The organism is Herbidospora cretacea (assembly GCF_001570605.1).
GTDB classification, from domain to species: Bacteria; Actinomycetota; Actinomycetes; order Streptosporangiales; family Streptosporangiaceae; genus Herbidospora; species Herbidospora cretacea.
This window is the reverse complement of record NZ_BBXG01000017.1, coordinates 1-24,608: the sequence shown is the minus strand read 5'-3', so window position 1 is coordinate 24,608 and position 24,608 is coordinate 1. Positions and strand designations below refer to the sequence as shown.

Here is a 24,608-nt window from a genome sequence, read left to right as displayed (position 1 = left end):
AGTTGTCCCATGGTGCCCTCGTATGCCGCTGAAGGCGGCATCCTAGTGGGGTCCTAATCGACTAGGAGGCTTCCGATGCGGCACGACTTCCGGGTCCTCGGACCCGTGGAGGTCCTCGGCGAGGGACGGACGGTCGACCTCGGTCCCCGCAAGCAGCGGGCGGTCATGGCGCTGCTGCTGACCCACGCCCCGAGGGTCGTGGCGCTCGATCAGATCATCGACGCCCTGTGGCAGGACGAGCCGCCCTCCAGCGCGACCGGAACGCTCCAGGCGTACATCTTCCAGCTCCGCAAGTCGCTCGAACCCGAGCGGTCCCCCCGGACCCCGGCGAAGATCCTGCGCACCCGCGAGCCGGGCTATCTGCTCGAGATCGACCCCGACCAGATCGACTCCCACCGGTTCCTCAAGGCCATGGAGCGGGCCGAGGCGGCCCCGCCCGACCAGGTGGAGAAGATCCTCAACCCGGCGCTGGCGCTGTGGCGCGGCGAGCCGTACACGGGGCTCCAGGACGAGGAGTACCTGCGGCCTACCATCGCCCACCTCAACGAGGCCCGGCTGACCGCGCTGTCCACCCGGGCCGAGGCCCGCCTGGCGCTGGGACGTCCGGCCGAGGTGGCGCTGGAGGTCGAGCGGCTGCTGGAGACGGCGCCGTACAGAGAAGGGCTCTGGTCGCTGCTCATCCGGGCGCTCTACACCGACCGGCGGCAGGCCGACGCGCTGGCCGCCTACCAGCGCTGCCGCACGATGCTCGACGAGGAGCTCGGGCTGCTGCCCGGCCCGGAGCTGCGGGCACTGGAGCAGGCCGTGCTGCGCCAGGAGGAGCTGCCCGCCTCACGGGTCACCGTGGTCGTGGCCCCGGAGACGGCCCACGCCGAGCTGCCCCGGATCATCGGCCGGGCCGCCCAGCGCCGCCGCGTGCACGACCGGATCACCGACGCCGCCCGAGGCGCGGGCGGGGTGCTGCTGATCGGCGGCGAGGCGGGCATCGGGAAGACCACGCTGGCCGAGGCCGCCGCCGAGACGGCCGCCGCGCTGGGCTTCACCACCGCGTGGAGCCGCTGCGCCGAGGACGCGCCCGCGTTCTGGCCGTGGATCCAGGCGCTGCGGGTGCTCGATCCACCGGCCGCCGAGCGCCTGTCGGCCCCCGGCGAGGCCGCCGACCCCGACGCCGCCCGGTTCCTGCTGCACGACGCGATCGCCCGCGCCCTCGAACGGCGCGCCGCCCGCGGCCCGCTGCTGATCGTCCTGGAGGACGCCCACTGGGCCGACGCCGCGACCCTGAAGCTCCTCACCTTCCTCGGCGCGGAGCTGCACCGCGTCCCGCTCCTGGTGATCGTGACGGTACGCCACCACGACGCCCCCCAGCCGGTCGACGTGTTCGCCGAGCTCGCCCGCCAGCGCGGCACCGAACGGCTCACGGTGGGCCCGCTGACCGCCTCCGACGTCGCCGACTACCTCGACGGCCGGGACCCCGGCCTGCTCGACCACGTGGCCGTCCTCCACGACCGGACCGGCGGCAACCCCTTCTACCTGGGCGAACTGCTCCGGCTGGCGGCCTCGACGCGGTCGGCCGACATCGCGGCGCTGCCCGTGCCCGACGGCGTGCGCGACGTCATCGCGCAGCGCGTCTCCCGCCTGCCCGAGGAGACCCAGACGCTGCTGCGCACCGCCTCGGTGGTGGGCCGCGACGTGAACTGCGACGTGCTGGCAGGCGCGGCCGGGCTCGATCCGGCGCGGCTGCTCCTGCTGCTCGAACCGGCCGTGGCGACCGGCCTGCTCGTCGAGGTGGAGGGCGGCTGGGACTACCGGTTCTCGCACGCCCTCGTCCAGGAGGCCCTGTACGCCGAGCTGACCCGCCTCCAGAGAGCCCAGCTCCACGGGAGGATCGGCGAGGCGGCCGAGTCGTTCGGCGGCGGCGACCTCGACCGCGTCCCGGTGCTGGCCCACCACTTCGCCCAGGCCGCCCGGGTCGGCCACGCGGAGAAGGCCGTCGCCTACGCCGAAAAGGCCGCCGAGCAGGCCGCCGCCGGTCTGGCCTACGACGAGGCGGTCCGCTACTGGGAGCTCGCGCTGGCCTCCCACGGCCCGGCGGGCACCTCCCGCCGCTGCCGCCTGCTGATCGAGCTGGGCCGGGCCCGGCGGCTGACCGGCGACGTGCTGGGCGCCCGCGCGCCCCTCGACGAGGCCGTCGACCTGGCCACCCGCCTGGGCGAGGACGACATGGCCATCGAGGCCACCAGCGTCTTCGGCGGCGTGACCCTCTGGAACTGGTGGTCCTACGGCGTCGTCAACCCGCGCATGGTGAACGTCCTGCGCGACCAGCTCACCCGGCTGCCCGAGAACGACCTGGCCCGCCGCGCCGCGCTCCTGGGCACCCTCGCCGTCGAGCTCTACTACGGCCCCCGCGCCGAGGGCCGCGCCCACGCCGCCGAGGCGGTCGCGCTGGCCCGCAAGACCGGCGACCCCCAGCTGCTGGCCCGGACCCTGAACAACTACGTCATCGCGAACTGGTCGCCCGACCACGACGCCGACCGGTTCGCCGCCGCGGCCGAGATCCTCACCCTGCCCGGCCTGCCCAGGCTCACCGAGGTCATCTCGCGGCTGCACCGCATGCAGGGCCTCATGCAGGACGGCGCCATCGCCGAGTACGACGCCGAACTGGCCCGCTGCCTGCGGCTGACCGAGGAACTGCGGATCCCGGAGATCACCGCCCAGGTCAACTACGCCGCCTCGGGCCGGGCGGTGCTGGCGGGCGACTGGGCCGAGGCCCGCCGCCACAGCGCGCTGGCCGGCGAGTGGTACCGCCGCACCAGCCTGTGGGGGCCCGACGTGGTCGACCTGATGAGCGAGTTCTACATCGACTGGTCCCAGGGCACGGTGCCGCCCGCCCTGGTCGCCACCCTGGCCGAGCGAGCCGAAGACCCGTCCGACCGGCTGCTGCGCCCCACCGCGATCCTGGCCCTGTGGGAGTCGGGCGAGCGGTCACGGGCCCAGGAGCTGCTCACCCGCTGGGGCGCCGCCGTCGAACGCGACTGGGCCTGGCAGTTCTCCGCCTGGCAGTGGGCCCTGGTGTCGGCCCGGATCGGCCGTCCGGCCCCGGAGGAGATGCTGACGGCCCTGCTGCCGGTCGCCGGCCAGATCGCCACCCTGGGCACCGGCTGCGTCTCGTGGGGCTCCATCCACGAGGCCGTCGCCGAGCTGTACGAGGCCCTCGGCGACCCGGACCGCGCCCGCGACCACGCGCGGCGGGCGGCCCGGACGCACCGGGAGCTGGCCATCCCCCACCTGGAACGCCGCAGCGCGGCGCTCCTGGCACGGCTGGGCTAGACCATCGGGTCGGTCGTCGCGTCGCGCAGGCGGCTCCACTTGAGCCATTCGCTCCACTTCGGCTGCCAGTGGCCCCAGCCGTTGGTGGTCTCCAGCGGGCGCGGCGACCCGGTGAGGATGATCGGGTCGCCGATCAGGGTCTCGTCCTTGTACCACTGGGCGTTGGACGGGCTGATGTTCACGCAGCCGTGGCTGACGTTGGAGTTGCCCTGCGAGCCGACCGACCAGGGCGCGCCGTGGACGTACTCGCCGCTGTTGGAGATGCGGACGGTGTCGTAGACGGTCTGCTGGTAGTAGCCCGCCTGGCCGGGGCCCGCGTCGGGCGAGGTCATGACCGTGACGTCCTCGCGCGACATGGCCAGGTGGATGCCACTGGTGGTGTGGTACTTCCACACCCCGCCCTTGCCGGCGCTGAACGGGATCGTCCGGATGACCTTGCCGTCGCGGATGACGTCCATCGTGTGCTCGTTGATGCTGCCCTTGGTGATCTGGGAGCGGCCGATGGTGAAGTCGCGGACGACGTCCTTGCCGCCGTAGAGGCCGGTGTCGCCGCGGACGCCGGCCATCCGGGCGGTGACCCGGACCTTGGTCCGGGCGGGCCAGAACTTCTTCGGCCGGTAGGCGATCGTCTTGTCGTCGAACCAGTGCCACGCGCCCTCGACCGGCTTGGAGGCCTGGACGACCAGGTTCCGCTCGATCGACACCCGGTCCTTCACGGGCGTGCTGAAGGTGATCATGATCGGCATGCCGACGCCGACGGTCAGGCCGGTGTAGTCCTTGTTCGGCAGCAGCGTGTCGATCTCGAAGGTCTTGGCGGCCTTGAGCGTGGAGAACGAGCTGGTCGACCGCGCCGACCCGGCGGTGGCCGTGACCGTGTAGTGGGTGCCCGGCATCATCGGGCGCACGCTGCGCCACATCGTGCGGTCGGCGCTGTAGACGCCCTCGACGGCCTTCCCGCCCTCGGCGGTGACGGCGACCGAGCCCAGCGCCGCGCCCGAGGCGTAGATCTTGATCGGCAGCTCGGGAGGCAGGTTGGCCGCCCCGTTGCTCGGAAAGATCATCACCGCTTCGGCCGTCTTCTTGCTGGCCGCGTCCTCGCCCGCTGTGGCCGTGGTCGCACAACCGGTCAGCATCAGTAGGGCCAACGCCCCCGCAGCACGAGTTCGCACGCGGATCTCCCCCCGGGTCACCTTGATCACTATCTCTGAGTTATTACCCGATTACGGGGAGTTCGGTCGGCCGACACTCCATTCGACGGCAAAGAAAAAGTCCCGGCCCGCCAAAGGCGGACCGGGACTCTGACATACCCACTAGTGGGAGAAGTGACCCCGGTAGTACTGGAAGACGAACCCGATCGTGCTCATGATGACCGCGAAGAGGCCGATCATGAAGAGCCACCAGCCGATGACGAACCCGAAGAACGTCAGCGCGGCCGACAGGCACACGAACAGCGGCCACCACGAGTGGGGGCTGAAGAAGCCCAGCTCACCCGCGCCGTCGCTGATCTCGGCCTCCTTGTCGTCCTCCGGCTGGTCGCCGATGCGGCGGGCCGTGAACAGCAGGTAGTAGCCGATCATGAGGGCCAGGCCCACCGAGATCGCCATCGCGGTGGTGCCGGTCACCTCCTTGGACCAGAACCAGTAGACGATGTCGGCCGCGGCGAAGAACAGGCCGGTGAGGATGAACATCCATCCCTGGACCTTCACGACTTGGCCTCCTCGATGAGCTCAGGCTGGGCCTTGCCCGGCGCGATGTGGGGGTACTTGAGGTCGAAGGCCGGCCGCTCCGACCGGATGCGGGGCAGCCGGTGGAAGTTGTGCCGCGGCGGCGGGCACGACGTCGCCCATTCGAGCGAACCGGCGTAGCCCCACGGGTCGTCGACGGTGACCTTGGGCGCGTTGCGCCAGGTCGTCCAGACGTTCCAGAGGAACGGCAGGGTCGAGGCGCCCAGCAGGAACGCGCCGACCGAGCTGATCATGTTCAGGTCGGTGAAGCCGTCGACCGCCGAGTAGTCGGCGTAGCGCCGCGGGAAGCCGATGACGCCGAGCCAGTGCTGGACCAGGAACGTCAGGTGGAAACCGAAGAACAGGGTCCAGAAGTGGACCTTGCCGATCTTGTCGTTCAGCATCTTCCCGGTGAACTTCGGCCACCAGAAGTAGAAGCCGGAGAACATCGCGAACACGACCGTGCCGAACACCACGTAGTGGAAGTGGGCCACCACGAAGTAGGAGTCGGAGATCGAGAAGTCGAGCGGCGGCGAGGCCAGGATGACGCCGGTCAGGCCACCGAACAGGAAGGTGACCAGGAAGCCGACCGCGAAGAGCATCGGCGTCTCGAAACTGAGATGCCCCCGCCACATCGTGCCGATCCAGTTGAAGAACTTCACCCCGGTCGGGACCGCGATGAGGAACGTCATGAACGAGAAGAACGGCAGCAGCACCTGGCCGGTGACGAACATGTGGTGGGCCCACACCGTCACCGACAGACCGGCGATGGCGATCGTCGCGCCGACCAGGCCGATGTAGCCGAAGATCGGCTTGCGGCTGAAGACCGGCAGGACCTCGGTGATGATGCCGAAGAACGGCAGGGCGATGATGTAGACCTCGGGATGCCCGAAGAACCAGAAGAGGTGCTGCCACAGCATCGCTCCGCCGTTGGCGGGGTCGAAGACGTGGGCGCCCAGCTTCCGGTCGGCCTCCAGCACCAGCAGCGCCGCCGCCAGCACCGGGAAGGCCAGCAGCACCAGGATGCTGGTGAGCAGGATGTTCCAGGTGAAGATCGGCATGCGGAACATCGTCATGCCGGGCGCGCGCATGCAGATGATCGTGGTGATGAAGTTGACCGCGCCGAGGATGGTGCCCAGACCCGACAGGGCCAGGCCCATCACCCAGAGGTCACCGCCGATGCCCGGCGAGGTGACCGCGTTCGACAGCGGCGCGTAGGCGGTCCAGCCGAAGGCGGCGGCGCCGCCCGGGGTGAAGAAGCCGCTGACGGCGATGATGCTGCCGAAGAGGTAGAGCCAGTAGCTCACCATGTTCAGACGCGGGAACGCCACGTCGGGGGCGCCGATCTGGAGCGGCATCAGCTCGTTGGCGAAGCCCGCGAACAGCGGGGTCGCGAACATCAGCAGCATGATCGTGCCGTGCATGGTGAACAGCTGGTTGAACTGCTCGTTCGAGACGATCTCCATGCCGGGCTGGGCCAGCTCGGCGCGCATGACCAGAGCCATGACGCCGCCGATGAGGAAGAACACGAACGAGGTGATCAGGTAGAGGTGGCCGATGATCTTGTGGTCGGTGGTGGTCAGCCACTTCACGACCGTCGAGCCCTTGCGGTAGGGCCGCGCGGTCGCGAGGCCCGTGTTCTCCACTGTGGCGGTCACTGGGCGCCTCCCGCCGCGGACTGGGTGGTCATGTACTGGTCGAACTCCGCCTGCGGGACCAGCTTGACCGAGAAGAGCATCTTGCTGTGGTCGACGCCGCACAGCTCGGCGCAGCGGCCGACGAACACGCCGGGCTTGTCGAGCGTGTCGAGCTCGAACTTGTTGTGCACGCCCGGGATGACGTCCTGCTTGAAGAGGAACGCCGGCACCCAGAACGAGTGGATGACGTCGGGCGACTCCAGGGCGAACTCGACCTTCGTGCCGACCGGCAGCACCAGCTGCGGGCCCTGCGGGTTGGTCAGGCTCTGCTTGGACAGGTCGACCGGCACCCCGGCCACGCTCGCCGTCTTGCCCTGCGCCTCGGTCGTGAAGCGCCAGCTCCACTGGTAGCCCTCGACCTTGACCTTCACCGGGGCGGTGCCGGAGACCTTGATGATCTCCGTCTCGTCGCGCGCGGTGAAGTAGAAGAAGACCGCCACCATGACCAGCGGGACGAGCGTGTAGAGCATCTCGATCGGCAGGTTGTACCGCACCTGCGGCGGCAGCTGCTGATCGGTGTTCTTGCGCTTGCGGTGGAACAGCACCGACCACGCGATCAGGCCGAAGACGACGACGAACGTCGCAAAGGCGGCCACCCACGAGCCCAGCCACAGGTCGAGCATCAGGTTGCCCTGCTGCGTCTGCGGCTCAGGCTGGGCGAGCCTGGACCACTGATCGGCTGCCTCGGAACTACACGCCGTCGCGGACGCGACCAGCACCGCCACACCGGCGAGACTGGGCAGCCGGCGGCGGGCCAACGATCGCCGTGTCGTACGGCGGGTCGGACTCACGGATCGCCTACCCCACACTTGAAGCCCACGGGACACATCCCTGGGCGGTTTTCGAGGATTCCACACAGCCGGGGGAATCTTCTCCCCCGCTTTACTTGATTCACTTCAATGCCGAGACACTTTAGCGCGGACCGGCACCGGTCCTCGTTCCAGCCCCCGTTAATGTCCTCACTGTGGCGTACCTCGACGCGGCATCGACCGAGCCCCTCCATCCGGCGGCCCGGGAGGCCATGCTGGCAGCTCTCGACGTGGGATGGGCCGATCCGGCCCGGCTCTACGGTTCGGCGCGCCGGGCGCGGCTGCTGCTCGACCAGGCGCGGGCCGAGATCGGCGAGGTGCTGGGGGCCCGTCCCGACGAGCTGTCGTTCACCTCGTCGGGGACGCAGGCCGTCCACCTGGGCCTGCTCGGCGCCCTCCAGGGCCGCAGGCGGGCCGGCAGGCACCTGGTGGTGAGCGCGGTCGAGCATTCGAGCGTGCTCCACGCCGCCGGGGTCCACGAGCGGGACGGCGGGACCGTCCAGACGGTCGGCGTCGCGCTGTCCGGGCGCGTCGACCTGCCGGAGTTCACCGGGGCGGTGGCCGCCGAGGGGGTCGCGGTGGCGGCGCTCCAGACGGCCAACCACGAGGTCGGGACGGTCCAGCCGGTGGCCGAGGCGGCCGAGGCGTGCCGGGCGGCGGGGGTGCCGCTGCTGGTCGACGCGGCCCAGTCGGCCGGGCGGCTGCCGATCCCGCCGGGCTGGTCGGTGCTGACCGCCAGCGCCCACAAGTGGGGCGGCCCGGCCGGGGTGGGGGTGCTCGCGGTCCGCAAGGGCACCCGCTGGCGCTCGCCCTATCCGGAGGACGAGCGCGAGCAGCGCCGGGTGCCGGGCTACGAGAACGTGCCCGCCGTGGTGGCCGCCGCGGCGGCGCTGCGGGCCCGCGCCGCCGAGTCGGCGGCCGAGAACGCCCGCCTGTCCGCGCTGGTCGACCGGATCCGCGCCGAGGTCCCGCGCCGGGTCCCCGACGTCGAGGTGATCGGCGATCCGGTGGACCGCCTCCCCCATCTGGTCACCTTCTCGTGTCTGTACGTCGACGGCGAGGCCCTCCTGACCGAACTCGACAAGACCGGTTTCGCCGTCTCGTCAGGAAGTTCGTGTACGGCGAGTACGCTTCGTCCATCACACGTGCTGGAGGCGATGGGCGTGCTTACGCATGGAAATGTCCGGGTATCGCTGCCACGTGGGATCCCTGAAGACGACGTCGAGCGGTTCCTCACGGTCCTCCCCGACGTCGTGCTTCGCGTCCGCCGGAGTCTGGGGGTGCGGTGATCTGGCGTAAGAAGGCGCCCGCGCCTGTCGTGGAGAACCCGGCTCCGGTCATCCCGGAGACGGCGCTGACCATCGACGCGCTGGGCCGCAAGTGCCCGATCCCGATCATCATGCTGGCCGAGCGCGTCGGCGAGGTGCCCATGGGCGCGGTGATCTCCGTGCTGGCCGACGACCCGGCCGCCTTCACCGACATCCCCGCGTGGTGCCGCCTGAAGTCGCACGAACACGTGGACAGCTACGAGCTGCCGCAGGGCGGCTGGGCCATCCACGTGCGGCGGAAGTACTGAAGAAGGCCGCCCGGACCGGGCGGCCTTCTCATGGGATGACTACGGGCGCAGGCAGCGCAGGTGCGCGCCGATCTCCTCGGCGGCGTCCTTGCCGTAGCAGGCGGCGAAGCGCTCGAGGAAGTCGGCCTGGCCGAGCTCGTATTCCTGGCCGCCGACCCGCTCCAGCACGTGGGTGGCGGTGAGGTTGCCGATCTGGGCGCAGCGCTCCAGGCTCAGGCCCCAGGTCAGACCGGCCAGGAAGCCGGAGCGGAACGCGTCGCCGACGCCGGTCGGGTCGGCCTTGCCGCGCTCGGGCGACGGGGAGACGTGGATCGACGGCTCACCCTTGCGGTCGATGCGCGAGCCCTTCGGGCCGAGCGTGGTGATCCGGACGCCGACGCGGTCGAGGACCTCCTCGTCGGACCAGCCGGTCTTCTGCTCGATGAGCCCCTTCTCGTAGTCGTTGGAGAAGAGGTAGGCCGCGCCGTCGATCAGCTCGCGGATCTGGTCGCCGGGCATCCGGGCCAGCTGCTGGGAGATGTCGGCGGCGAACGGGATGCCGCGCGACCGGCACTCGGCGGTGTGGCGCAGCATGGCGTCGGGGTCGTTCGGGCCGATCAGCACCAGGTCGAGGCCGCCGACGCGGGCCGCGATCGGGCCGAGCTCGATGTTCCTGGCCTCGGCCATCGCGCCGGTGTAGAACGACGCGATCTGGTTGTGGTCCTGGTCGGTGGTGCACAGGAACCGCGCGGTGTGGTGGAGCTCGGAGACGTGGACGGAGTCGCAGTCGACACCGTGGCGCTCCAGCCAGGACCGGTAGTCGGCGAAGTCGTCGCCGACCGCGCCCACCAGGATCGGCCGCAGCCCCAGACCGCCCATGCCGAACGCGATGTTGCCCGCGCAGCCGCCCCGCCGGATCTCCAGCTCGTCGACGAGGAACGACAGCGAGACGCGGTCGAGCTGCTCGGCGATGAGCTGGTCGCCGAAGCGACCGGGGAAGGTCATCAGATGGTCGGTCGCGATGGAGCCGGTGACGGCGATGCGCACGGGGTTTTCTCCTCGTTGTCAGCAGCGCGTGAAACGCCCGCCGGATCGCGAGCCTCGCAAGAATACGCGATATTCCGGTTGACCCGGGACATGACGAGACACCCGCGTGCCCCGAGCGGGCTCGCGGGTGTCTCGCCGGGCGACGTCCTAGTTGAAGGAGTCGCCGCAGGCGCAGGAACCCGTGGCGTTGGGGTTGTCGATCGTGAAGCCCTGCTTCTCGATCGTGTCGACGAAGTCGACCGTGGCACCGATCAGGTAGGGGGCGCTCATCCGGTCCGTCACGACCGAGACGCCGCCGAAGTCGGAGACGACATCGCCGTCCATCGAGCGGTCGTCGAAGTAGAGCTGGTAACGGAGGCCCGAACAGCCCCCCGGCTGCACGGCGACGCGGAGGTGGAGGCCCTCCTCGCCCTGCTGCTCCAGCAGCCCTTTGACCTTGGCGGCGGCCGCGTCGGTAAGGTTCAGGCCCTGCCGCGTGGTCTCGCTGCTCTCAACCGTCATGTTGGTGACTCCCACCGTCTGTATCTGACGTCCTTCTAGAACGTTAGCAACACGTTGGCCCTGTCCCTACATTCCCGGGACGGACACCCTGCCGGAATACAACCCAAAGCGGATGTGTAATGTAGTAGTCGTCAGTTCGACGATAAGTCCCCAAGGGGGTGTGGTCGTGACGACCACGAGTCTTCCGCTCTTCGTCCTCGGGCAGGGCGTCGACCCGCACAGCGAGCGCGGTGTCGACTGTCCCGGCGAGCTGCCGCCCGCGTCGGACCCGGCGCTGGTCGAGCGGGCCCGCAAGGCCAAGGAGGCCCTCGGCGAGCGGCTTTTCGTGCTGGGTCACCACTACCAGCGCGACGAGGTCATCCAGTTCGCCGACGTGACGGGCGACTCCTTCAAGCTCGCCCGCGAGGCGGCCGCCCGGCCCGAGGCCGAGTTCATCGTCTTCTGCGGCGTCCACTTCATGGCCGAGTCGGCCGACATCCTGACCTCGGACGCCCAGAAGGTCGTCCTGCCCGACCTGGCCGCCGGCTGCTCCATGGCCGACATGGCCACCTTCGACCAGGTCGAGGAGGCCTGGGAGGCGCTGGAGGACGCCGGGATCGCGGGGGTCACGGTGCCGGTGACGTACATGAACAGCAGCGCCGACATCAAGGCGTTCTGCGGGCGGCACGGCGGCGCGGTGTGCACCTCGTCCAACGCCAAGAAGGCCCTCGACTGGGCCTTCGAGCAGGGCGAGAAGGTGCTGTTCCTGCCCGACCAGCACCTGGGCCGCAACACCGCCGTGCTGGAGATGGGCCTGAGCCTGGACGACTGCGTCGTCTACAACCCCCACCGTCCCAACGGCGGCCTGACCGACGAGCAGCTCAGGAACGCCAAGATGATCCTCTGGCGCGGCCACTGCTCGGTCCACGGCCGCTTCACCGCCGAGAACGTCGACGACGTCCGGGCCCAGGTCCCCGGCGTCAACGTGCTGGTCCACCCCGAGTGCCGCCACGAGGTCGTGACCAAGGCCGACTACGTCGGCTCGACCGAGTACATCATCAAGAAGCTGGAGGCGGCCCCCGCCGGGTCGACGTGGGCCGTGGGCACCGAGCTCAACCTGGTGCGGCGGCTGGGCGCGATGTTCCCCGACAAGCGGGTCATGTTCCTGGAGAAGACCGTCTGCTACTGCTCCACGATGAACCGCATCGACCTGCCTCACCTGGTGTGGGCGCTGGAGTCGCTGGTGGCGGGGCAGGTGCCCAACCAGATCACGGTCGACGCCGAGACCACCCACTGGGCCAAGGTCGCCCTCGACCGGATGCTCGCGCTCCCGTAGACCGGACCGGCGCCCGGACGTCGCGTCCGGGCGCCGCCGCGCGTCCTAGCGCAGTTCGTAGACGACCTTGACGCTCACGCCGACCGACTGGCGGCCCGGGGAGATCGACTTGTCCGAGGCCGCCATCAGGTGGATGCCCTCGAAGGGGATCGGGGAGCGCCCGTCGGAGTCCTCCTCCAGGCGCAGCACCGCGCCGAGGGTCCGGCCGGTCAGCCCTGCGTACTGCCGGGCCTTGGCCAGGGCGTCCTTGTACGCGGCGTCGCGCGCGGCGGCCAGGGCTCTCGCGGGGTCGCCGATCTCGAAGGAGATCCCGTTGAGGCGGGCCTCCTCGCCGGCGGAGGCCACCGCGTCGACCACGCGGTCGGCGATGTCGAGGTCGCGGACGAGCACCTCGACGCCCTGCCCGGCGCGGTAGCCGGAGACCTTCGGGTAGTCGTCGTACTCGGGGCCGAGGGAGATCTCGCTGGTGCGCAGGTCGTCTTCGGCCACGCCCGCGGCCAGCAGGGCGGCGCGGAGGGTGGCGGCGGCCGTGCGTGCCCCGCTGAACGCGGCTCCGGCGCTCGCGCGGCGGACCTCGACACCGGCCTGCAGGCGCATGCGGTCGGGGGCCGCCGAGACCGTGCCGTTGCCGGTGACGGTGATCTTCGCGTCGTCTGCCACGATCCCGGCATACCCGACGGACGTCGACGCGAACGCCGGGGCGGCCAGCGGGGCGGACACCAGTCCGGCGGCGAGGAAGGCGGCCGCGGCCGCGTACCTGAAGGTGATCATGGCCGCGATCCCATCATCCCGCTCACCTGCGGCGACCGCGCGCCACGCCCTCCTTGGTCACATCGTGGTGTTGGTCACCCACCGCTTGAGCAGGGCGGCGTCGCCCTCGACGGAGTAGTCGCCGTAGCCCCGCCGGCCCCACAGGAGCAGCAGGATGTCGGCGGCGGTCGAGGTCCGGACCGTGACCTCGCCGGGCATGGCCGACGGCTCGTAGGTGAAGCCGTCGGGGTAGAGCGTCACCAGGAAGCCCACGCCGGTGTCGGACTGCCACGACAGGCGCTCGCCGTCGCCGGTGAGCTCGCGGGGGTTCCAGTCGGCGTAGGGGAGGATGTCGAGCAGCTCGCCGACGCCGTCGGCGGCCACCGCCTCGTCGATCCGCGGGGTGTGGCCCAGCGCGATGTCGGCGTCGGCGGCGTGAACGGTGGTCTCGTGGAGCTGGCGGCGGGACCACCACGCCAGCGGGCGGGGGCCGGTCCACGTCCAGACCTGGGTGGCGGGGTCGTGGGCGGCCAGCGCGTCGCGCAGCGGCTCGGCGCCCTCGGCCAGCCAGTCGGCGTATTTGGCGGGGTCGGAGGGCAGGCCGGGGTCGACGTCCTCCCGGGGGACCGGCTCCTGGCGCAGCTCGCGGGCCACGACGGTGGCCCTGCGGTGGCCCGCTCCGAGGTGGGCGACGAGCTCGCGCAGATCCCAGCCGGGGCAGGTCGGCACCGGCTTCGACAGGTCCTGCCCTCTGAGCGTGTCGGCCAGGCGCAGGATGCGGTCGGCGGCGTGTTCCACGAACTCCCCCTTCTGCGGGTTCACAGTCCGGGCGCGCCCCACACCGCGAACCAGCGGGACAGGTCGGCCTCGACGGGCAGGTCGCCGGCGAGAGTGCCGCGCACCTGCAGTTCCAGGGCGTTGTCGCGCCGCTGGCCCGGCAGAGGGGCGAACGGGTAGAACGTGCCCTGCTTGTAGAGGTATACCAGGGCCAGCCGCCGCCCGGTGGGGTCGGCGAACACGACGGTCGTGCAGAGCAGCGAACTTCCGAACCCGGCCGACTCCAGGCTGGAGTTGGCGCCGTGGAGGTTGGTCACCAGCGCCGACACGTCGTCGTCGCGGACGGTCAGCCAGGTGAAGCCGTAGTCGTCCTGGGTGATCTCGGGCGTGCCGACGAGGGCCTTCACGTCGTCCTGGAGACGCGCGAACGCGCCGCCCTCGGCGGCGCGGAAGCAGACCGAGCCCACCCCGGCCGGCGCGAAGGTGGTCGCGACCTGCAGCGTGATCGCCGCCGACGGCAGCGCGAACAGCGCGTCGAGATCGGGCTTGGCCTGTCTGGACCGGCCGAGGAGCGCGTCGAACCAGCCCATCAGGCCTCCCTGCCGAGCTCGCCGGAGATCCGGGCGAGCTGTTCGAGCCGCTTCTCCAGCGGCGGGTGGGTCGCGAAGAGCGTCGCCACGCTCGCCCGGTTGAGCGCCGGGGCGAAGTAGAACGCGTTGAACGACTGCGCCTCGCGCAGATCCCGCGTCGGAATGCGGGCGATCTCGCCGGTGACCTTCGTCAGGGCGCTGGCCAGCGCGGACGGCCGCTGGGTCAGATAGGCCCCGGCCCGGTCGGCGGCCAGTTCGCGGTAGCGCGACAGCAGCCTGGTCAGCACGAAGCTGACGGCGTAGACGATCGTGGAGACCAGCACGATGATCAGCCCGATCGGCAGGCCGCCCTGGTTGTCGCGGCTGCGGCCGAGGCCGGCGTAGAGGGCGAACCGGGTCATCAGCCCGGCCACCACGCCCAGGAACGAGGCGATCGTCATCACCGCGACGTCGCGGTGGGCGACGTGGGACATCTCGTGGGCCAGGACGCCTTCGAGCTCGGGCGGATCGAGCCGCCGGAGCAGGCCGGTCGTCACGCAGACGACGGCGTTCTTCTGGTTGCGCCCGGTGGCGAACGCGTTGGGCACGTCGCTGTCGGCGACGGCCACGCGGGGTTTGGGCATGTCGGCGAGGGCGCTCAGGCGGTCGATCACGGCGTGGAGCTGCGGGGCCTCCTGCGGTGAGACCTCTCTGCCGCCCATGGCGTACAGGGCGATCTTGTCAGAGAAGAAGTACTGCACCAGCAGGAAGCCCGCCGCGATGACGAGAACGACGACCGCACGCGCCCCGACGGCGATGAGCACCGCCATGAACACGACGTAGAGCAGGCCGAGCAGGAACATGGTCAGGACCATGCGGCGGGTCAGCCCGGAGTCGGGCCGGTACCGGGACACGGGGCTAACCCGGGATGAGCCCCTGGTCGCCCAGCATCTCCCGGACTTCCTCGATCGAGGCGTCCGCGGGGGGCAGGATCAGCTCAGACGGTTCCAGGGCGTCGTCCGCGAGGGGCTTGCCGACATGGCGGACCTTGTCGAGAAGCGCGTGCAGCGCGGAACGGAACGTGGGCTCGTCGTCGGTGTTGATGGCCGACTCGAGCTCGGTGTCGAGGGCGTTCAGCACGTCGAGGTCGCCGTCGGCGATCTGGACCTGCCCCTCACCCATGATGCGGACGATCACTGTTATGCCTCCCCCGGCTGGCGGTACTGCTGGGTGTGCTGGGGCTGCGGCTGCCCGGCCGGCTGCCCCTGCTCGATGGCGCTCTTCGGCGCCGGGCCCTGGCCCAGCTCGGCCTTCATGCGGGCCAGCTCCAGTTCGACGTCGCCGCCGGCGCCCATGCGGTCGAGCTCGGCCTGGATGTCGTCGCGCTGGCCGGTGTAGTCGTCGAGCGCGCCGCTGGCCAGCAGCTCGTCGATGGCGCCCGCGCGGGCCTGCATCTGCGCCGTCTTGTCCTCGGCGCGCTGGATCGCCAGGCCGACGTCGCCCATCTCCTCGGAGATGCCGGAGAAGGCCTCGTTGATCCGGGTCTGCGCCTCGGCGGCGGTGTAGGTGGCCTTGATCGTCTCCTTCCGGGTGCGGAAGGCGTCGACCTTGGACTGGAGACGCTGGCTCGCGAGAGTCAGCTTCTCCTCTTCACCCTGCAGGTTGTTGTACTGGATCCGCAGGTCGGCCACCTGCGCCGCGATGGCGGTCCGGCGCGAGAGCGCGTCACGGGCCAGGTCCTCGCGACCGGCGGCCAGCGCGCTCTTGGCCTGCTGCTCACGCTTGGCGGCCTCGGCCTCGGCCTGGTTGATCTGCAATTCGACCCGCTTGCGGCTGGTCGCCACATCCGCCACGCCGCGCCGTACCTTCTGGAGCAACTCGAGCTGGCGCTGATATGAGTAGTCCAGGGTCTCCCGCGGATCCTCCATCTTGTCCAGGGCCTTGTTGGCCTTGGACCTGAAGATCATGGAAAGTCTCTTCATCACGCTCATGCGCGTCGGCCGTCCCCTTCTTAGGTTGTGCGTGGGTAACCCCAGCCGTTTCAAGCCCCGCAAAGGCGGCCAAGGCCGCCTGGGTTCACCCTACGCATAACGCACGGGGGCGTCACTAAGTTGCACTCCCGGTACGCTGGACAACGTGTTCCGACGTCGTACCCAGACCACCACGGACGCTACCCCCGTCCCTGATGTTGATCCTAAGCCTGCCGTGACCCCTGCGAAGGGCCGTCCGACGCCCAAGCGCAGCGAGGCCGAGGGGCGCCGCCGGTCTCCGGTGACGGCACCGAAGAACCGCAAGGAGGCCTACCGGCAGGCGCGCGAGCGTGACCGGTTGCTCCGCGACAAGGCCCGAGAGGGCATGATGCGGGGTGAAGACCGTTATCTGCCGGCCCGTGACCGGGGCCCGGTGCGCAAGTTGGCGCGTGACTTCGTCGACGCCCGGCGTCTTCCGGGGCAGTACTTCCTGCCGGCCGTGCTGATCATCATGCTGCTGTCGATGATCCCCTTCCCGGTCGAGATCCGCCGCTGGGTGCTCACGATCTACACGATGTCGCTGCCGGTGGTGCTGGTGCTCGTGGTCGGCAGCTCCTTCTACGTCGCGGGCAAGGTCAAGAAGCTCGCGGCCGAGCGGTTCCCCGACGAGAACCTCAAGGGCGTCGGCTTCTACGCCGCCATGCGGTCCTCGCAGATCCGGCGGCTGCGCTTCCCCAAGCCGACCGTCCAGCCGGGTGGCGCGCCGGTCCCCGAAACCTCCCCCAAAAGGTAGGTTTTTGTCTTAGTTGTCTAGAGTTGGCCCATGGAATTCCGCCATCTGGGCCGAAGTGGCCTCGTCATCAGCGAGATCAGCTATGGCAACTGGATCACCCACGGCTCCCAGGTCGAGGAGGACGCCGCCCGCGCTTGCGTGAAGGCCGCCCTCGACGAGGGCATCACGACCTTCGACACCGCCGACGTCTACGCGGGCACCCGCGCGGAGGAGGTGCTCGGTCGCGCCCTCGAAGGCGTCCGCCGTGAGTCGCTGGAGATCTTCACCAAGGTCTACTGGCCGACCGGGGAGGGCCGCAACGACCGGGGCCTGTCACGCAAGCACATCATGGAGTCGATCAACGGCTCCCTGCGCCGCCTCCAGACCGACTACGTCGACCTCTACCAGGCCCACCGCTACGACCACGAGACGCCGCTCGAGGAGACCCTGCGGGCCTTCGACGACATCGTGCGGCAGGGCAAGGCGCTGTACATCGGCGTCAGCGAGTGGACCGCCGACCAGATCGCCGCCGCGCTGAAGCTGGCCGACGAGATGGGCTTCGACCGCATCGTCTCCAACCAGCCGCAGTACTCCGCGCTGTGGCGGGTCATCGAGGGCGAGGTCGTGCCGCTGTCCGAGAAGGAGGGCATCGGCCAGATCGTGTTCTCGCCGATCGCCCAGGGCGTGCTGACCGGCAAGTACCTGCCCGGCCAGGCGCCGCCCGAGGGCTCGCGGGCGCTCGACCCGAGCGGCGGGAACTTCATCAAGCGGATGCTCGACGACGACCTGCTGACCCGCGTCCAGGAGCTCAAGCCGGTGGCCGCCGACCTGGGGCTGTCGATGGCCCAGTTCGCCGTGGCGTGGGTGCTGCAGAACTCCAACGTGTCGTCGGCGATCATCGGCGCCTCGCGGCCCGAGCAGGTGCGCGACAACGTCAAGGCGGCCGGGGTCAAGCTCGACGCCGACGTCATGAAGAAGGTCGACGACATCCTCGGCCCGGTCGTCGTGACCGACCCCTCCCTCACGAGTACCAACGCTCCCAAGAAACGCCCGTAGAACAAAAGGCCCGCCATTCACGGCGGGCCTTTTTCATTCCTGTGGGCGCAATGACATTCCCTTGTATTCGACCCGGTCGCCATCGAGCAGAGTCACCTGCTCCACACCTGCTTCCAGCAGCTCACGCCAGCTTTCTCCGAGCCACGACTCCGCATCGGCCTGGCTGGGAAAGACCTCGCGCGACAATTCTGCGGCGGATACCTCACCACCATTAGCGTTTTCATAACGCCAGCGCCATGTCATGCCATACGCTCCTGTTCGCGGCCGCTCGTTCCCTCCAGGGGAAATCCGAAGGGTGCCTGGGAACCCTATCTCCCCCAGCGTTCAAACCCGAGCACGGAGGCCATTCCATGCTGCCCTCAAACCCTCACAAACTGCTGATCCGCGTTACTCTCGGCGCGCTGGTGCTGGCCGCGCTCTCAGCGTTCGCGCCCCAGCCGGGGCCCGACACGCCACGCGCCTGGACCTTCTGGCAGAGCGACGGCCTGGCCTGGCTGCTGCCGGAGTCCGCCGGCGTGCCGCAGGACGGTTCGGTCATCGGCTGGCGCTTCGGCGTCTCCCCCGACGGCACCGGCACCGACTCGCCCCGCGAGGTCCCCGCCTTCGACGACGTCTGCGGCAAGCAGGCCGCCACGTCGGGCCAGAAGCGGGTCGTCCTGGCCGTCGACTACGGCGACGGCGAGGTCGACGCCTACCCGGGCGACACTCCCCCGGCGAGCACCGTGACCTGCGTCGTCGCCCCCGAGTCGGCGACGTCGCTCCAGCTGCTGTCCTCGGACACGACCCGCCCGAGGGTCGACGAGACCGGCAACGTGCTGGCCGTCAGCGGTTACCCGGCCAAGAACACCACGACGGGCCGGGAACTCCCCGTCAGCCAGGCCGCCCCGGCCTCCCCCGCCGCAGAGGAGGGCGGAGTCCCCGTCCTGCTCATCGCGGGCGGCGCCGCCGCGGTGGCGGCAGGCGCCGGCGTCTTCTTCCTCCTGCGCCGCCGCGCGAGCTGAAACCCGTTCCCCCAGGCGCGCACCCGCCCGCCGCGACCGCCGCCCGGCCCTCTAGGGTTTCGGGCGGCGGTCTTAGTTTTTCTGTACGGCATCTCCAGGCCGACCTCCTCGCCGGTCCTCGACGGGCTGGCAGGGGTTGCGCCGCTTGGAGGCGGTTGGGCGCTCATGGATTTCCGGGGAGCGGGGATTCGTCCTGGCCTTGAGACGCCGAATCCACGATGAGGGGGCTCGTGCAGGAGTGGGATGCCCGAGGGGATGGATGCTTCCATCGGCTTCCGGGTGAGAGGAGACGGGGTTGAAGGTCGAGCTGAGCGGGACGGGTGGGCCCAACGGGTGGCCGTCGGACGGGTGCGCTTCGTGTCGTTCGGTGGGGGCGGGGGTCAGGCCTCTTTCCGTGGTGGTGGACGACAACGCCGCGCTCGACGGGTATGAGCTCGCGCGGACCGACGACGGGGACGTCGTCGTGGGGCCGGACGGCGGGAGCCTGCTGTTCGCCAACGGGGGCGGCGGGACCGGGCCGGGGCCGGCGTTCGACCTGGTGCTGATCGACCTTCTTGACGACCCCTTCCGGCTGGGGGCGCTAAGGAGCCGTGGGCTGGTGAACCGGGCGACCCGGGTTGTGGCGGTGGGGCTGGACCATCGGGTCAGGTCGGAGGCGGAGTTCGACCGGCGGCTGGGCTTCTGGGGGGCGGTGCGGGTGCCTGACGGGACCGTGCTGGAGACCTCCGACCGGGCCGCTCACGACTCGGCGGGGCCTCACCGGACGGTCCTGCTGGGGGGGACCCGGTCGGGGAAGTCGGAGGAGGCGGAGATGCGGCTCGCCGGGGAGCCGGACGTCCTTTACGTCGCCACGGGTGACGCGCACGGCGACGCGGACTGGACCGGGCGGATCGCCGCCCACCGCGACCGCCGGCCCGCCCACTGGCGGACCCGGGAGACGCGCGACCTGGAAGACGTGTTGGCCGCCGAGACCGGCGCGGTCCTGGTCGACGGGCTGGGGACCTGGCTGGCGGGCGTCTTCGACGAGCTCGGCGGCTGGGAGGACCCGGGGCGGGTGCGCGGATCCTGTGACGGGCTGGTGGCGGCGTGGCGGGCCACGCGGGCGCGGGTCGTGCTGGTCAGTGACGAGGTCGGGCTCGGGGTGGTGCCGGAACACGCCTCGGGGCGGATCTTCCGCGACACGCTCGGTGAGCTGAACCGGCGCCTGGCCGACGAGTCGGAGGAGGCGGCCCTGGTCGTCGCGGGCCGGGTCACCTCCCTGCCGTGAGCGTCCCGACGACGGCCCGGGGGTGGGTGGACGGCTGGTGGCTGGCGGTGTCGCTGCTCAGTGTGCTGCCGGTGCCCCGGCATGTCGCCGTCGACGCGCGGACCGCCGGGCGGGCCATGACGCTCGCGCCGCTCGTCGGGCTGCTGCTGGGGGCGATCGCGGCCGTGGTCTGGCAGGGGGCGTTCTGGTTCGGGCTCGGGCCGGTGACGGCCGCGCTGCTGGCGCTCGGGACGCTGGTGCTGCTGACGCGGGCGCTGCATCTCGACGGGCTCGCCGATCTGGCCGACGGGCTGGGGAGCGGGAAGGCCGCGCCGGAGGCGCTGGCGATCATGAAGCGGTCCGACATCGGGCCCTTCGGGGTGGTCGCGCTGATCTTCTGCGTGGGACTCCAGGTGGCCGCGCTGGGAGATGCGGGGCCCCGCGCCGTGTGGGCGCTGCCCGTCGCGGTGGCGACCGGGCGGCTCGCGGTCATGTGGGCCTGTACGCCCCGGTTCAGGGCCGCGCGGCCCGAGGGGCTGGGCGTGCTCGTGGCGGGAACAGTGGGGGTCCCGGGGGCGTTGGCCTCTACTGGCACCTTGACGATCGTCGCTATGATCGCGTTTCGCGACGTTCCGGTGCTGGTCAGCGCGGTGCCCATCGGGCTGGCCGCCGCCTGGTTCGTCCTCGCCGCCGCGGTGAGGCGGCTCGGGGGGATCACCGGGGACGTGCTCGGGGCGCTCGCGGAGGTCGCGACCGCGGCGAGCCTGCTCGCCGTCGCGGTGACGTTCACCGCCCCGTAAACATCCCCCAACCTATTGGTAGGACGAACCCGAGTTTATGAGTACGGAGAAAGCACAGCTAGCATCGGCTCACGTGACCACAGTGCGCGTCAATGCATCTGACACGGTCTCCATAGAGACCGATGCCCTCGTTATCGGCATCCACGCCACCCCGGAGGGCCCACAGGCCGCGGCCGGGGCCGCCGGCCTTGATCAGGCCCTGGGCGGACGGCTCGCCGCCACGCTGACCGCGATGGGTTTCGCGGGCAAGCCCGAGGAGATCGCCAAGTTCCCCACGTTCGGCGCGATCCCGGCGCCGCTCGTCGTGGCGGTGGGGCTCGGCGCCCCGCCCGCCGACGGCGAGTCCCTGGAACTGGAGACCCTCCGCAGGGCCGCCGGCGCCGGAGCGCGCGCGCTGGCCGGCACCGCGTCGGCCGCCGTCGCGCTGCCCGCCGCCACGGCCGAGGAGGTCGAGGCGGTCGCCATCGGCACCATCCTGGGGGCCTACTCCTTCAGCCGCTATCAGACCAACGGGCAGCAGAGGGCCCCGCTGGCCGAGGTGGAGCTGGTCACCTCCGCCGCCGAGGCCGAGAGCGCCGTCCGGCGCGCCGCCACGCTGGCCGACTCGGTCACGCTGGTCCGCGATCTGGTCAACACGCCGCCGTCCGACCTGTGGCCGGCCCGGTTCGCGGAGATCGCCGAGGAGATCGGCGGCAAGAACGGGCTGAGCGTCGAGGTGCTCGACGAGAACGAGCTCAAGGAGAACGGCTACGGCGGCATCGTCGGCGTCGGCCAGGGCTCGTCCCGCCCGCCGCGGCTGGCCCGGGTGGCCTATTCCCACCCGCAGGCCACCAAGACGGTCGCGTTCGTCGGCAAGGGGATCACGTTCGACTCCGGCGGCCTGTCGCTGAAGCCGTCCGCGTCGATGGACTGGATGAAGTCCGACATGGGCGGCGCGGCCGCCGTGCTGGGCGCCCTGCTGGCGGTCTCCCGTCTCGGGCTCCACGTCAACGCCGTCGGCTACCTGTGCCTGGCCGAGAACATGCCCTCGGGCACCGCCCAGCGGCCCTCCGACGTGCTCCACACCTACAGCGGCAAGACCGTCGAGGTGCTCGACACCGACGCCGAGGGCCGGCTGGTCCTCATCGACGGCATCGCCCGCGCGGCCCAGGACTCGCCCGACCTGATCGTCGACGCGGCCACGCTGACCGGCGCCCAGATCGTGGCGCTCGGCTGGCGCACGGCCGCGGTGATGAGCAACGACGACGGGCTGCGGAGCTCCGTGGTCGAACTGGCCGGGGCGCAGGGCGAGAGCGTGTGGGGCATGCCCCTGCCCGCCGAACTGCGCAAGGGGCTCGACTCGTCGGTGGCCGACATCGCCAACCTCCACCCCGAGCGCTGGGGCGGCATGCTGGCGGCGGGCATCTTCCTGCGCGAGTTCGTGCCCGAAGGGGTTGACTGGGCTCACATCGACATGGCGGGCCCGGCGTTCAACAAGGGCGAGCCCTACGGTTACACCCCCAAGGGCGGCACCGGAGCGATCACCCGCACGCTCGTCGCCATCGCCGAACGCTATGCGGGCTGAGCACACGATCATCCAAGACAAGTGAAAAGATGCCGTACCACGGCAGTATTCATTAGGGAGCTTTCCAGTGGCTGAAGGCAGCGGCCCCTTCGACATCGTTGTCCTAGGCGGCGGTAGCGGCGGCTACGCCTGCGCCCTGCGGGCGGCCGAGCTCGGCAAGAGCGTCGTTCTCATCGAGAAGGCCAAGGTGGGCGGCACGTGCCTCCATCAGGGGTGCATCCCCACCAAGGCCCTGCTGCACGCCGCGGAGCTGGCCGACCAGGCGCGCGAGGGCGAGGCCTTCGGTGTGAAGACCCGTTTCGACGGGATCGACGTGCCGGGGGTGCTGGCCTACAAGGACAAGGTGATCAGCGGGCTCTGGAAGGGCCTGCAGGGCCTCATCAAGAGCAAGAAGATCACCGTGGTCGAGGGCGAGGGCCGGCTCACCGGTCCCAACCAGGTCACCGTCAACGGTGAGGTCTACACGGGCCGCAACGTCGTGCTGGCCACCGGCTCGGTGCCGAAGTCGCTTCCCGGCCTCGACATCGACGGCGAGCGGGTCATCACCAGCGACCACGCCCTGGTCCTCGACCGGGTGCCGTCGTCGGTCATCATCCTCGGCGGCGGCGTCATCGGCGTCGAGTTCGCCAGCGTGTGGCGCTCCTTCGGGGCCGAGGTGACCATCGTCGAGGCGCTGCCGCACCTGCTCCCGCTGGAGGACGAGTCCAACTCCAAGCTTCTGGAGCGGGCCTTCCGCCGTCGCGGCATCAAGTACGAACTCGGTCAGCGCTTCGAGAGCGTCAAGACCACCGACACCGGGGTCGTGGTGTCCCTGGAGGGCGGCAAGACCCTCGACGCGGAGCTCATGCTGGTCGCGGTCGGGCGCGGCCCGGTCTCCTCCGGTCTCGGCTACGAGGAGCAGGGCGTCTCGGTCGACCGGGGCTACGTCCTGGTCAACGAGTTCTGCCAGACCAGCGTCCCGGGCGTCTACGCCGTGGGCGACCTCATCCCCACGCTGCAGCTGGCCCACGTCGGCTTCGCCGAGGGCATCATGGTCGCCGAGCACATCGCGGGGCAGAAGGTCATCCCGATCGACTACGACGGCGTGCCGCGCATCACCTACTCCGAGCCCGAGGTGGCCGCGGTCGGCATCAGCGCCGCGACCGCCCGGGAGCGCGGCCACGACGTGGTCGAGCTGAGCTACAACCTCGCGGGCAACGGCCGTAGCAAGATCCTGCAGACCCAGGGCGAGGTCAAGGTCGTCGCCGAGCGCGACGGCGGCCGGGTGCTGGGCGTGCACATGGTCGGCGCCAGGGTCGGCGAGCTCATCGCCGAGGCGCAGCTCATCTACAACTGGGAGGCGACGGCGGGCGACGTGGCGCAGCTCATCCACCCGCACCCGACGCAGTCCGAGGCCCTCGGCGAGGCCATGCTGGCCCTGGCCGGCAAACCCCTCCACGTCCACAACTAAGAGCCCTCTAAGGAAGACGAAGACTCACCATGCCTGTCTCCGTAACCATGCCCCAGCTCGGCGAGAGCGTGACCGAGGGCACCGTCACCCGCTGGTTGAAGTCGGAGGGCGAGCACGTCGAGGCCGACGAGCCGCTGCTTGAGGTGTCGACCGACAAGGTCGACACCGAGATCCCCTCACCGTCCGCCGGATATCTGACGAAGATCCTGGTCGCCGAGGACGAGACGGTCGAGGTGGGCGCCGAGCTCGCCGTCATCGACTCAAACGCCGCCGAGGGCGGCGCTCCGGCCGCGCAGGAGGAGCCGCCCGCCGCGGCCCCCGAGCCGGAGCCGGAGCCCGAGCCGGAACCCGAGCCCGAGCCGGTCCAGCAGGCCGCCCCGCAGCCTGCCCCGCAGCCCGCGCCCCAGCCGGCCCCGCAGGCCGCTCCCGCCCCGGCCCCGCAGCCGGCGCAGCAGAGCGCGCCGATCTCCTCGACCCCGCAGCCCGCCCCCCCGGCCCCGCCGCAGAGCTACCAGCCGGCCCCGGCGGCCCAGCAGGCCCCGGCCGCCCCGGCGCCGACGGGTGACACGCCCTACGTCACCCCGCTGGTCCGCAAGCTCGCCACCGAGCACGGCGTGAACCTCGAGCAGCTCAACGGCACCGGCGTCGGCGGCCGCATCCGCAAGCAGGACGTCATCG

The 24,608-nt window shown here is 70.7% G+C and carries 25 protein-coding genes; 12 read left to right on the top strand and 13 right to left on the bottom strand.

The window, feature by feature from the left end:
* The first annotated feature begins 75 nt into the window (after positions 1-75).
* Positions 76-3,327, top strand: coding sequence for an ATP-binding protein (locus tag AW270_RS27695; protein WP_061299029.1), 3,252 nt, complete (start codon positions 76-78; stop codon positions 3,325-3,327).
* On the opposite strand, the gene AW270_RS27690 is transcribed toward AW270_RS27695, so the two are convergent.
* From AW270_RS27690 to ctaC, 4 genes are all read right to left on the bottom strand, one after another.
* On the bottom strand, positions 3,324-4,496 hold the full coding sequence (locus tag AW270_RS27690) for a L,D-transpeptidase (RefSeq protein WP_245674887.1): 1,173 nt from the start codon (positions 4,494-4,496) through the stop codon (positions 3,324-3,326). The two genes, AW270_RS27695 and AW270_RS27690, sit on opposite strands and share 4 nt — an antisense overlap.
* A gap of 141 nt (positions 4,497-4,637) precedes the next feature.
* Positions 4,638-5,033: a cytochrome c oxidase subunit 4 gene (locus AW270_RS27685; protein WP_061299028.1), complete on the bottom strand. Its 396-nt coding sequence runs from the start codon at positions 5,031-5,033 to the stop codon at positions 4,638-4,640.
* Positions 5,030-6,697 (bottom strand): aa3-type cytochrome oxidase subunit I, encoded by a 1,668-nt coding sequence (gene ctaD / locus AW270_RS27680; protein ID WP_218009369.1) that lies wholly within the window; start codon positions 6,695-6,697, stop codon positions 5,030-5,032. The genes AW270_RS27685 and ctaD overlap by 4 nt, the downstream gene beginning before the upstream one ends.
* A gap of 8 nt (positions 6,698-6,705) precedes the next feature.
* Positions 6,706-7,473 carry an aa3-type cytochrome oxidase subunit II gene (gene ctaC / locus AW270_RS27675; protein ID WP_245674886.1) on the bottom strand — a complete coding sequence of 256 codons (768 nt, stop codon included), beginning with the start codon at positions 7,471-7,473 and terminating at the stop codon, positions 6,706-6,708.
* A gap of 239 nt (positions 7,474-7,712) precedes the next feature.
* Here ctaC and AW270_RS27670 point away from each other — a divergent pair, with 239 nt between their 5' ends.
* Positions 7,713-8,846, top strand: coding sequence for a cysteine desulfurase family protein (locus AW270_RS27670; protein ID WP_061299025.1), 1,134 nt, complete (start codon positions 7,713-7,715; stop codon positions 8,844-8,846).
* Between the two features lie 29 nt (positions 8,847-8,875).
* Positions 8,876-9,133 (top strand): sulfurtransferase TusA family protein, encoded by a 258-nt coding sequence (locus tag AW270_RS27665; RefSeq protein ID WP_061299168.1) that lies wholly within the window; start codon positions 8,876-8,878, stop codon positions 9,131-9,133.
* Between the two features lie 39 nt (positions 9,134-9,172).
* Here the strand turns inward: AW270_RS27665 and AW270_RS27660 are convergent, their stop codons facing one another.
* Together AW270_RS27660 and erpA are read right to left on the bottom strand one after the other, a co-directional pair.
* Positions 9,173-10,159 carry a carbohydrate kinase family protein gene (locus tag AW270_RS27660; protein WP_061299024.1) on the bottom strand — a complete coding sequence of 329 codons (987 nt, stop codon included), beginning with the start codon at positions 10,157-10,159 and terminating at the stop codon, positions 9,173-9,175.
* 147 nt (positions 10,160-10,306) lie between these two features.
* Positions 10,307-10,660, bottom strand: coding sequence for an iron-sulfur cluster insertion protein ErpA (gene erpA, locus AW270_RS27655; RefSeq protein ID WP_061299167.1), 354 nt, complete (start codon positions 10,658-10,660; stop codon positions 10,307-10,309).
* A 112-nt stretch (positions 10,661-10,772) separates the two neighbouring features.
* Between erpA and nadA the strand changes: the two genes are divergently transcribed.
* Complete coding sequence (gene nadA, locus AW270_RS27650; protein ID WP_061299023.1) at positions 10,773-11,975, top strand: quinolinate synthase NadA; 1,203 nt, start codon at positions 10,773-10,775, stop codon at positions 11,973-11,975.
* 45 nt (positions 11,976-12,020) lie between these two features.
* Here the strand turns inward: nadA and AW270_RS27645 are convergent, their stop codons facing one another.
* The 6 genes from AW270_RS27645 to AW270_RS27620 are packed head-to-tail and all read right to left on the bottom strand — an operon-like array spanning position 12,021 to position 16,062.
* On the bottom strand, positions 12,021-12,746 hold the full coding sequence (locus AW270_RS27645; protein WP_061299022.1) for an SIMPL domain-containing protein: 726 nt from the start codon (positions 12,744-12,746) through the stop codon (positions 12,021-12,023).
* A gap of 57 nt (positions 12,747-12,803) precedes the next feature.
* Positions 12,804-13,547, bottom strand: a complete 744-nt coding sequence (locus AW270_RS27640) for a maleylpyruvate isomerase family mycothiol-dependent enzyme (RefSeq protein WP_169807387.1) — start codon at positions 13,545-13,547, stop codon at positions 12,804-12,806.
* Entirely contained in the window at positions 13,544-14,092 is a 549-nt protein-coding gene (pspAB, locus tag AW270_RS27635; RefSeq protein WP_061299020.1) for a PspA-associated protein PspAB, read from the bottom strand. The genes AW270_RS27640 and pspAB overlap by 4 nt, the downstream gene beginning before the upstream one ends.
* Complete coding sequence (gene htpX / locus AW270_RS27630; protein WP_275477778.1) at positions 14,092-14,985, bottom strand: zinc metalloprotease HtpX; 894 nt, start codon at positions 14,983-14,985, stop codon at positions 14,092-14,094. Before htpX ends, pspAB begins: the two co-directional genes overlap by 1 nt.
* A gap of 4 nt (positions 14,986-14,989) precedes the next feature.
* Complete coding sequence (gene pspAA, locus AW270_RS27625) at positions 14,990-15,268, bottom strand: PspA-associated protein PspAA (RefSeq protein WP_061299019.1); 279 nt, start codon at positions 15,266-15,268, stop codon at positions 14,990-14,992.
* Positions 15,269-15,270: 2 nt separating this feature from the next.
* Complete coding sequence (locus AW270_RS27620; RefSeq protein WP_082801879.1) at positions 15,271-16,062, bottom strand: PspA/IM30 family protein; 792 nt, start codon at positions 16,060-16,062, stop codon at positions 15,271-15,273.
* A 214-nt stretch (positions 16,063-16,276) separates the two neighbouring features.
* On the opposite strand from AW270_RS27620, the gene AW270_RS27615 reads away from it, so the two are divergent.
* Positions 16,277-16,834, top strand: coding sequence for a DUF3043 domain-containing protein (locus AW270_RS27615; protein ID WP_245674884.1), 558 nt, complete (start codon positions 16,277-16,279; stop codon positions 16,832-16,834).
* A 30-nt stretch (positions 16,835-16,864) separates the two neighbouring features.
* Positions 16,865-17,869 carry an aldo/keto reductase family protein gene (locus AW270_RS27610; protein WP_061299016.1) on the top strand — a complete coding sequence of 335 codons (1,005 nt, stop codon included), beginning with the start codon at positions 16,865-16,867 and terminating at the stop codon, positions 17,867-17,869.
* 33 nt (positions 17,870-17,902) lie between these two features.
* Here AW270_RS27610 and AW270_RS27605 read toward each other — a convergent pair whose 3' ends face one another.
* Positions 17,903-18,112 carry a hypothetical protein gene (locus tag AW270_RS27605; protein WP_061299015.1) on the bottom strand — a complete coding sequence of 70 codons (210 nt, stop codon included), beginning with the start codon at positions 18,110-18,112 and terminating at the stop codon, positions 17,903-17,905.
* Positions 18,113-18,219: 107 nt separating this feature from the next.
* Here AW270_RS27605 and AW270_RS27600 point away from each other — a divergent pair, with 107 nt between their 5' ends.
* The 6 genes from AW270_RS27600 to AW270_RS27575 all read left to right on the top strand — a co-directional run.
* Positions 18,220-18,870 carry an SCO2322 family protein gene (locus AW270_RS27600; RefSeq protein WP_061299014.1) on the top strand — a complete coding sequence of 217 codons (651 nt, stop codon included), beginning with the start codon at positions 18,220-18,222 and terminating at the stop codon, positions 18,868-18,870.
* A 394-nt stretch (positions 18,871-19,264) separates the two neighbouring features.
* Positions 19,265-20,137, top strand: coding sequence for a bifunctional adenosylcobinamide kinase/adenosylcobinamide-phosphate guanylyltransferase (locus AW270_RS27595; RefSeq protein WP_245674883.1), 873 nt, complete (start codon positions 19,265-19,267; stop codon positions 20,135-20,137).
* Positions 20,134-20,916 (top strand): adenosylcobinamide-GDP ribazoletransferase, encoded by a 783-nt coding sequence (locus AW270_RS27590; protein ID WP_245674882.1) that lies wholly within the window; start codon positions 20,134-20,136, stop codon positions 20,914-20,916. The genes AW270_RS27595 and AW270_RS27590 overlap by 4 nt, the downstream gene beginning before the upstream one ends.
* Before the next feature lie 37 nt (positions 20,917-20,953).
* Positions 20,954-22,480 (top strand): leucyl aminopeptidase, encoded by a 1,527-nt coding sequence (locus tag AW270_RS27585; RefSeq protein ID WP_061299012.1) that lies wholly within the window; start codon positions 20,954-20,956, stop codon positions 22,478-22,480.
* A gap of 67 nt (positions 22,481-22,547) precedes the next feature.
* A complete protein-coding gene (lpdA, locus tag AW270_RS27580; RefSeq protein ID WP_061299011.1) occupies positions 22,548-23,930 on the top strand; it encodes a dihydrolipoyl dehydrogenase in 1,383 nt (460 codons plus the stop codon).
* 29 nt (positions 23,931-23,959) lie between these two features.
* A partial coding sequence (locus AW270_RS27575; RefSeq protein WP_174549900.1) for a biotin/lipoyl-containing protein occupies positions 23,960-24,608 on the top strand: 649 nt, incomplete at its 3' end.

What these genes read in the sequence shown, in the direction of transcription:
- AW270_RS27695 (WP_061299029.1), top strand. Translation starts at nt 76, where the DNA reads ATGCGGCACGACTTCCGGGTCCTCGGACCCGTGGAGGTCCTCGGCGAG.
- erpA (WP_061299167.1), bottom strand. Translation starts at nt 10,660, where the DNA reads ATGACGGTTGAGAGCAGCGAGACCACGCGGCAGGGCCTGAACCTTACC.
- nadA (WP_061299023.1), top strand. Translation starts at nt 10,773, where the DNA reads ATGTGTAATGTAGTAGTCGTCAGTTCGACGATAAGTCCCCAAGGGGGT.
- AW270_RS27645 (WP_061299022.1), bottom strand. Translation starts at nt 12,746, where the DNA reads ATGATCACCTTCAGGTACGCGGCCGCGGCCGCCTTCCTCGCCGCCGGA.
- pspAB (WP_061299020.1), bottom strand. Translation starts at nt 14,092, where the DNA reads ATGGGCTGGTTCGACGCGCTCCTCGGCCGGTCCAGACAGGCCAAGCCC.
- AW270_RS27620 (WP_082801879.1), bottom strand. Translation starts at nt 16,062, where the DNA reads ATGAGCGTGATGAAGAGACTTTCCATGATCTTCAGGTCCAAGGCCAAC.
- AW270_RS27610 (WP_061299016.1), top strand. Translation starts at nt 16,865, where the DNA reads ATGGAATTCCGCCATCTGGGCCGAAGTGGCCTCGTCATCAGCGAGATC.
- AW270_RS27605 (WP_061299015.1), bottom strand. Translation starts at nt 18,112, where the DNA reads ATGACATGGCGCTGGCGTTATGAAAACGCTAATGGTGGTGAGGTATCC.
- AW270_RS27600 (WP_061299014.1), top strand. Translation starts at nt 18,220, where the DNA reads ATGCTGCCCTCAAACCCTCACAAACTGCTGATCCGCGTTACTCTCGGC.
- AW270_RS27585 (WP_061299012.1), top strand. Translation starts at nt 20,954, where the DNA reads ATGAGTACGGAGAAAGCACAGCTAGCATCGGCTCACGTGACCACAGTG.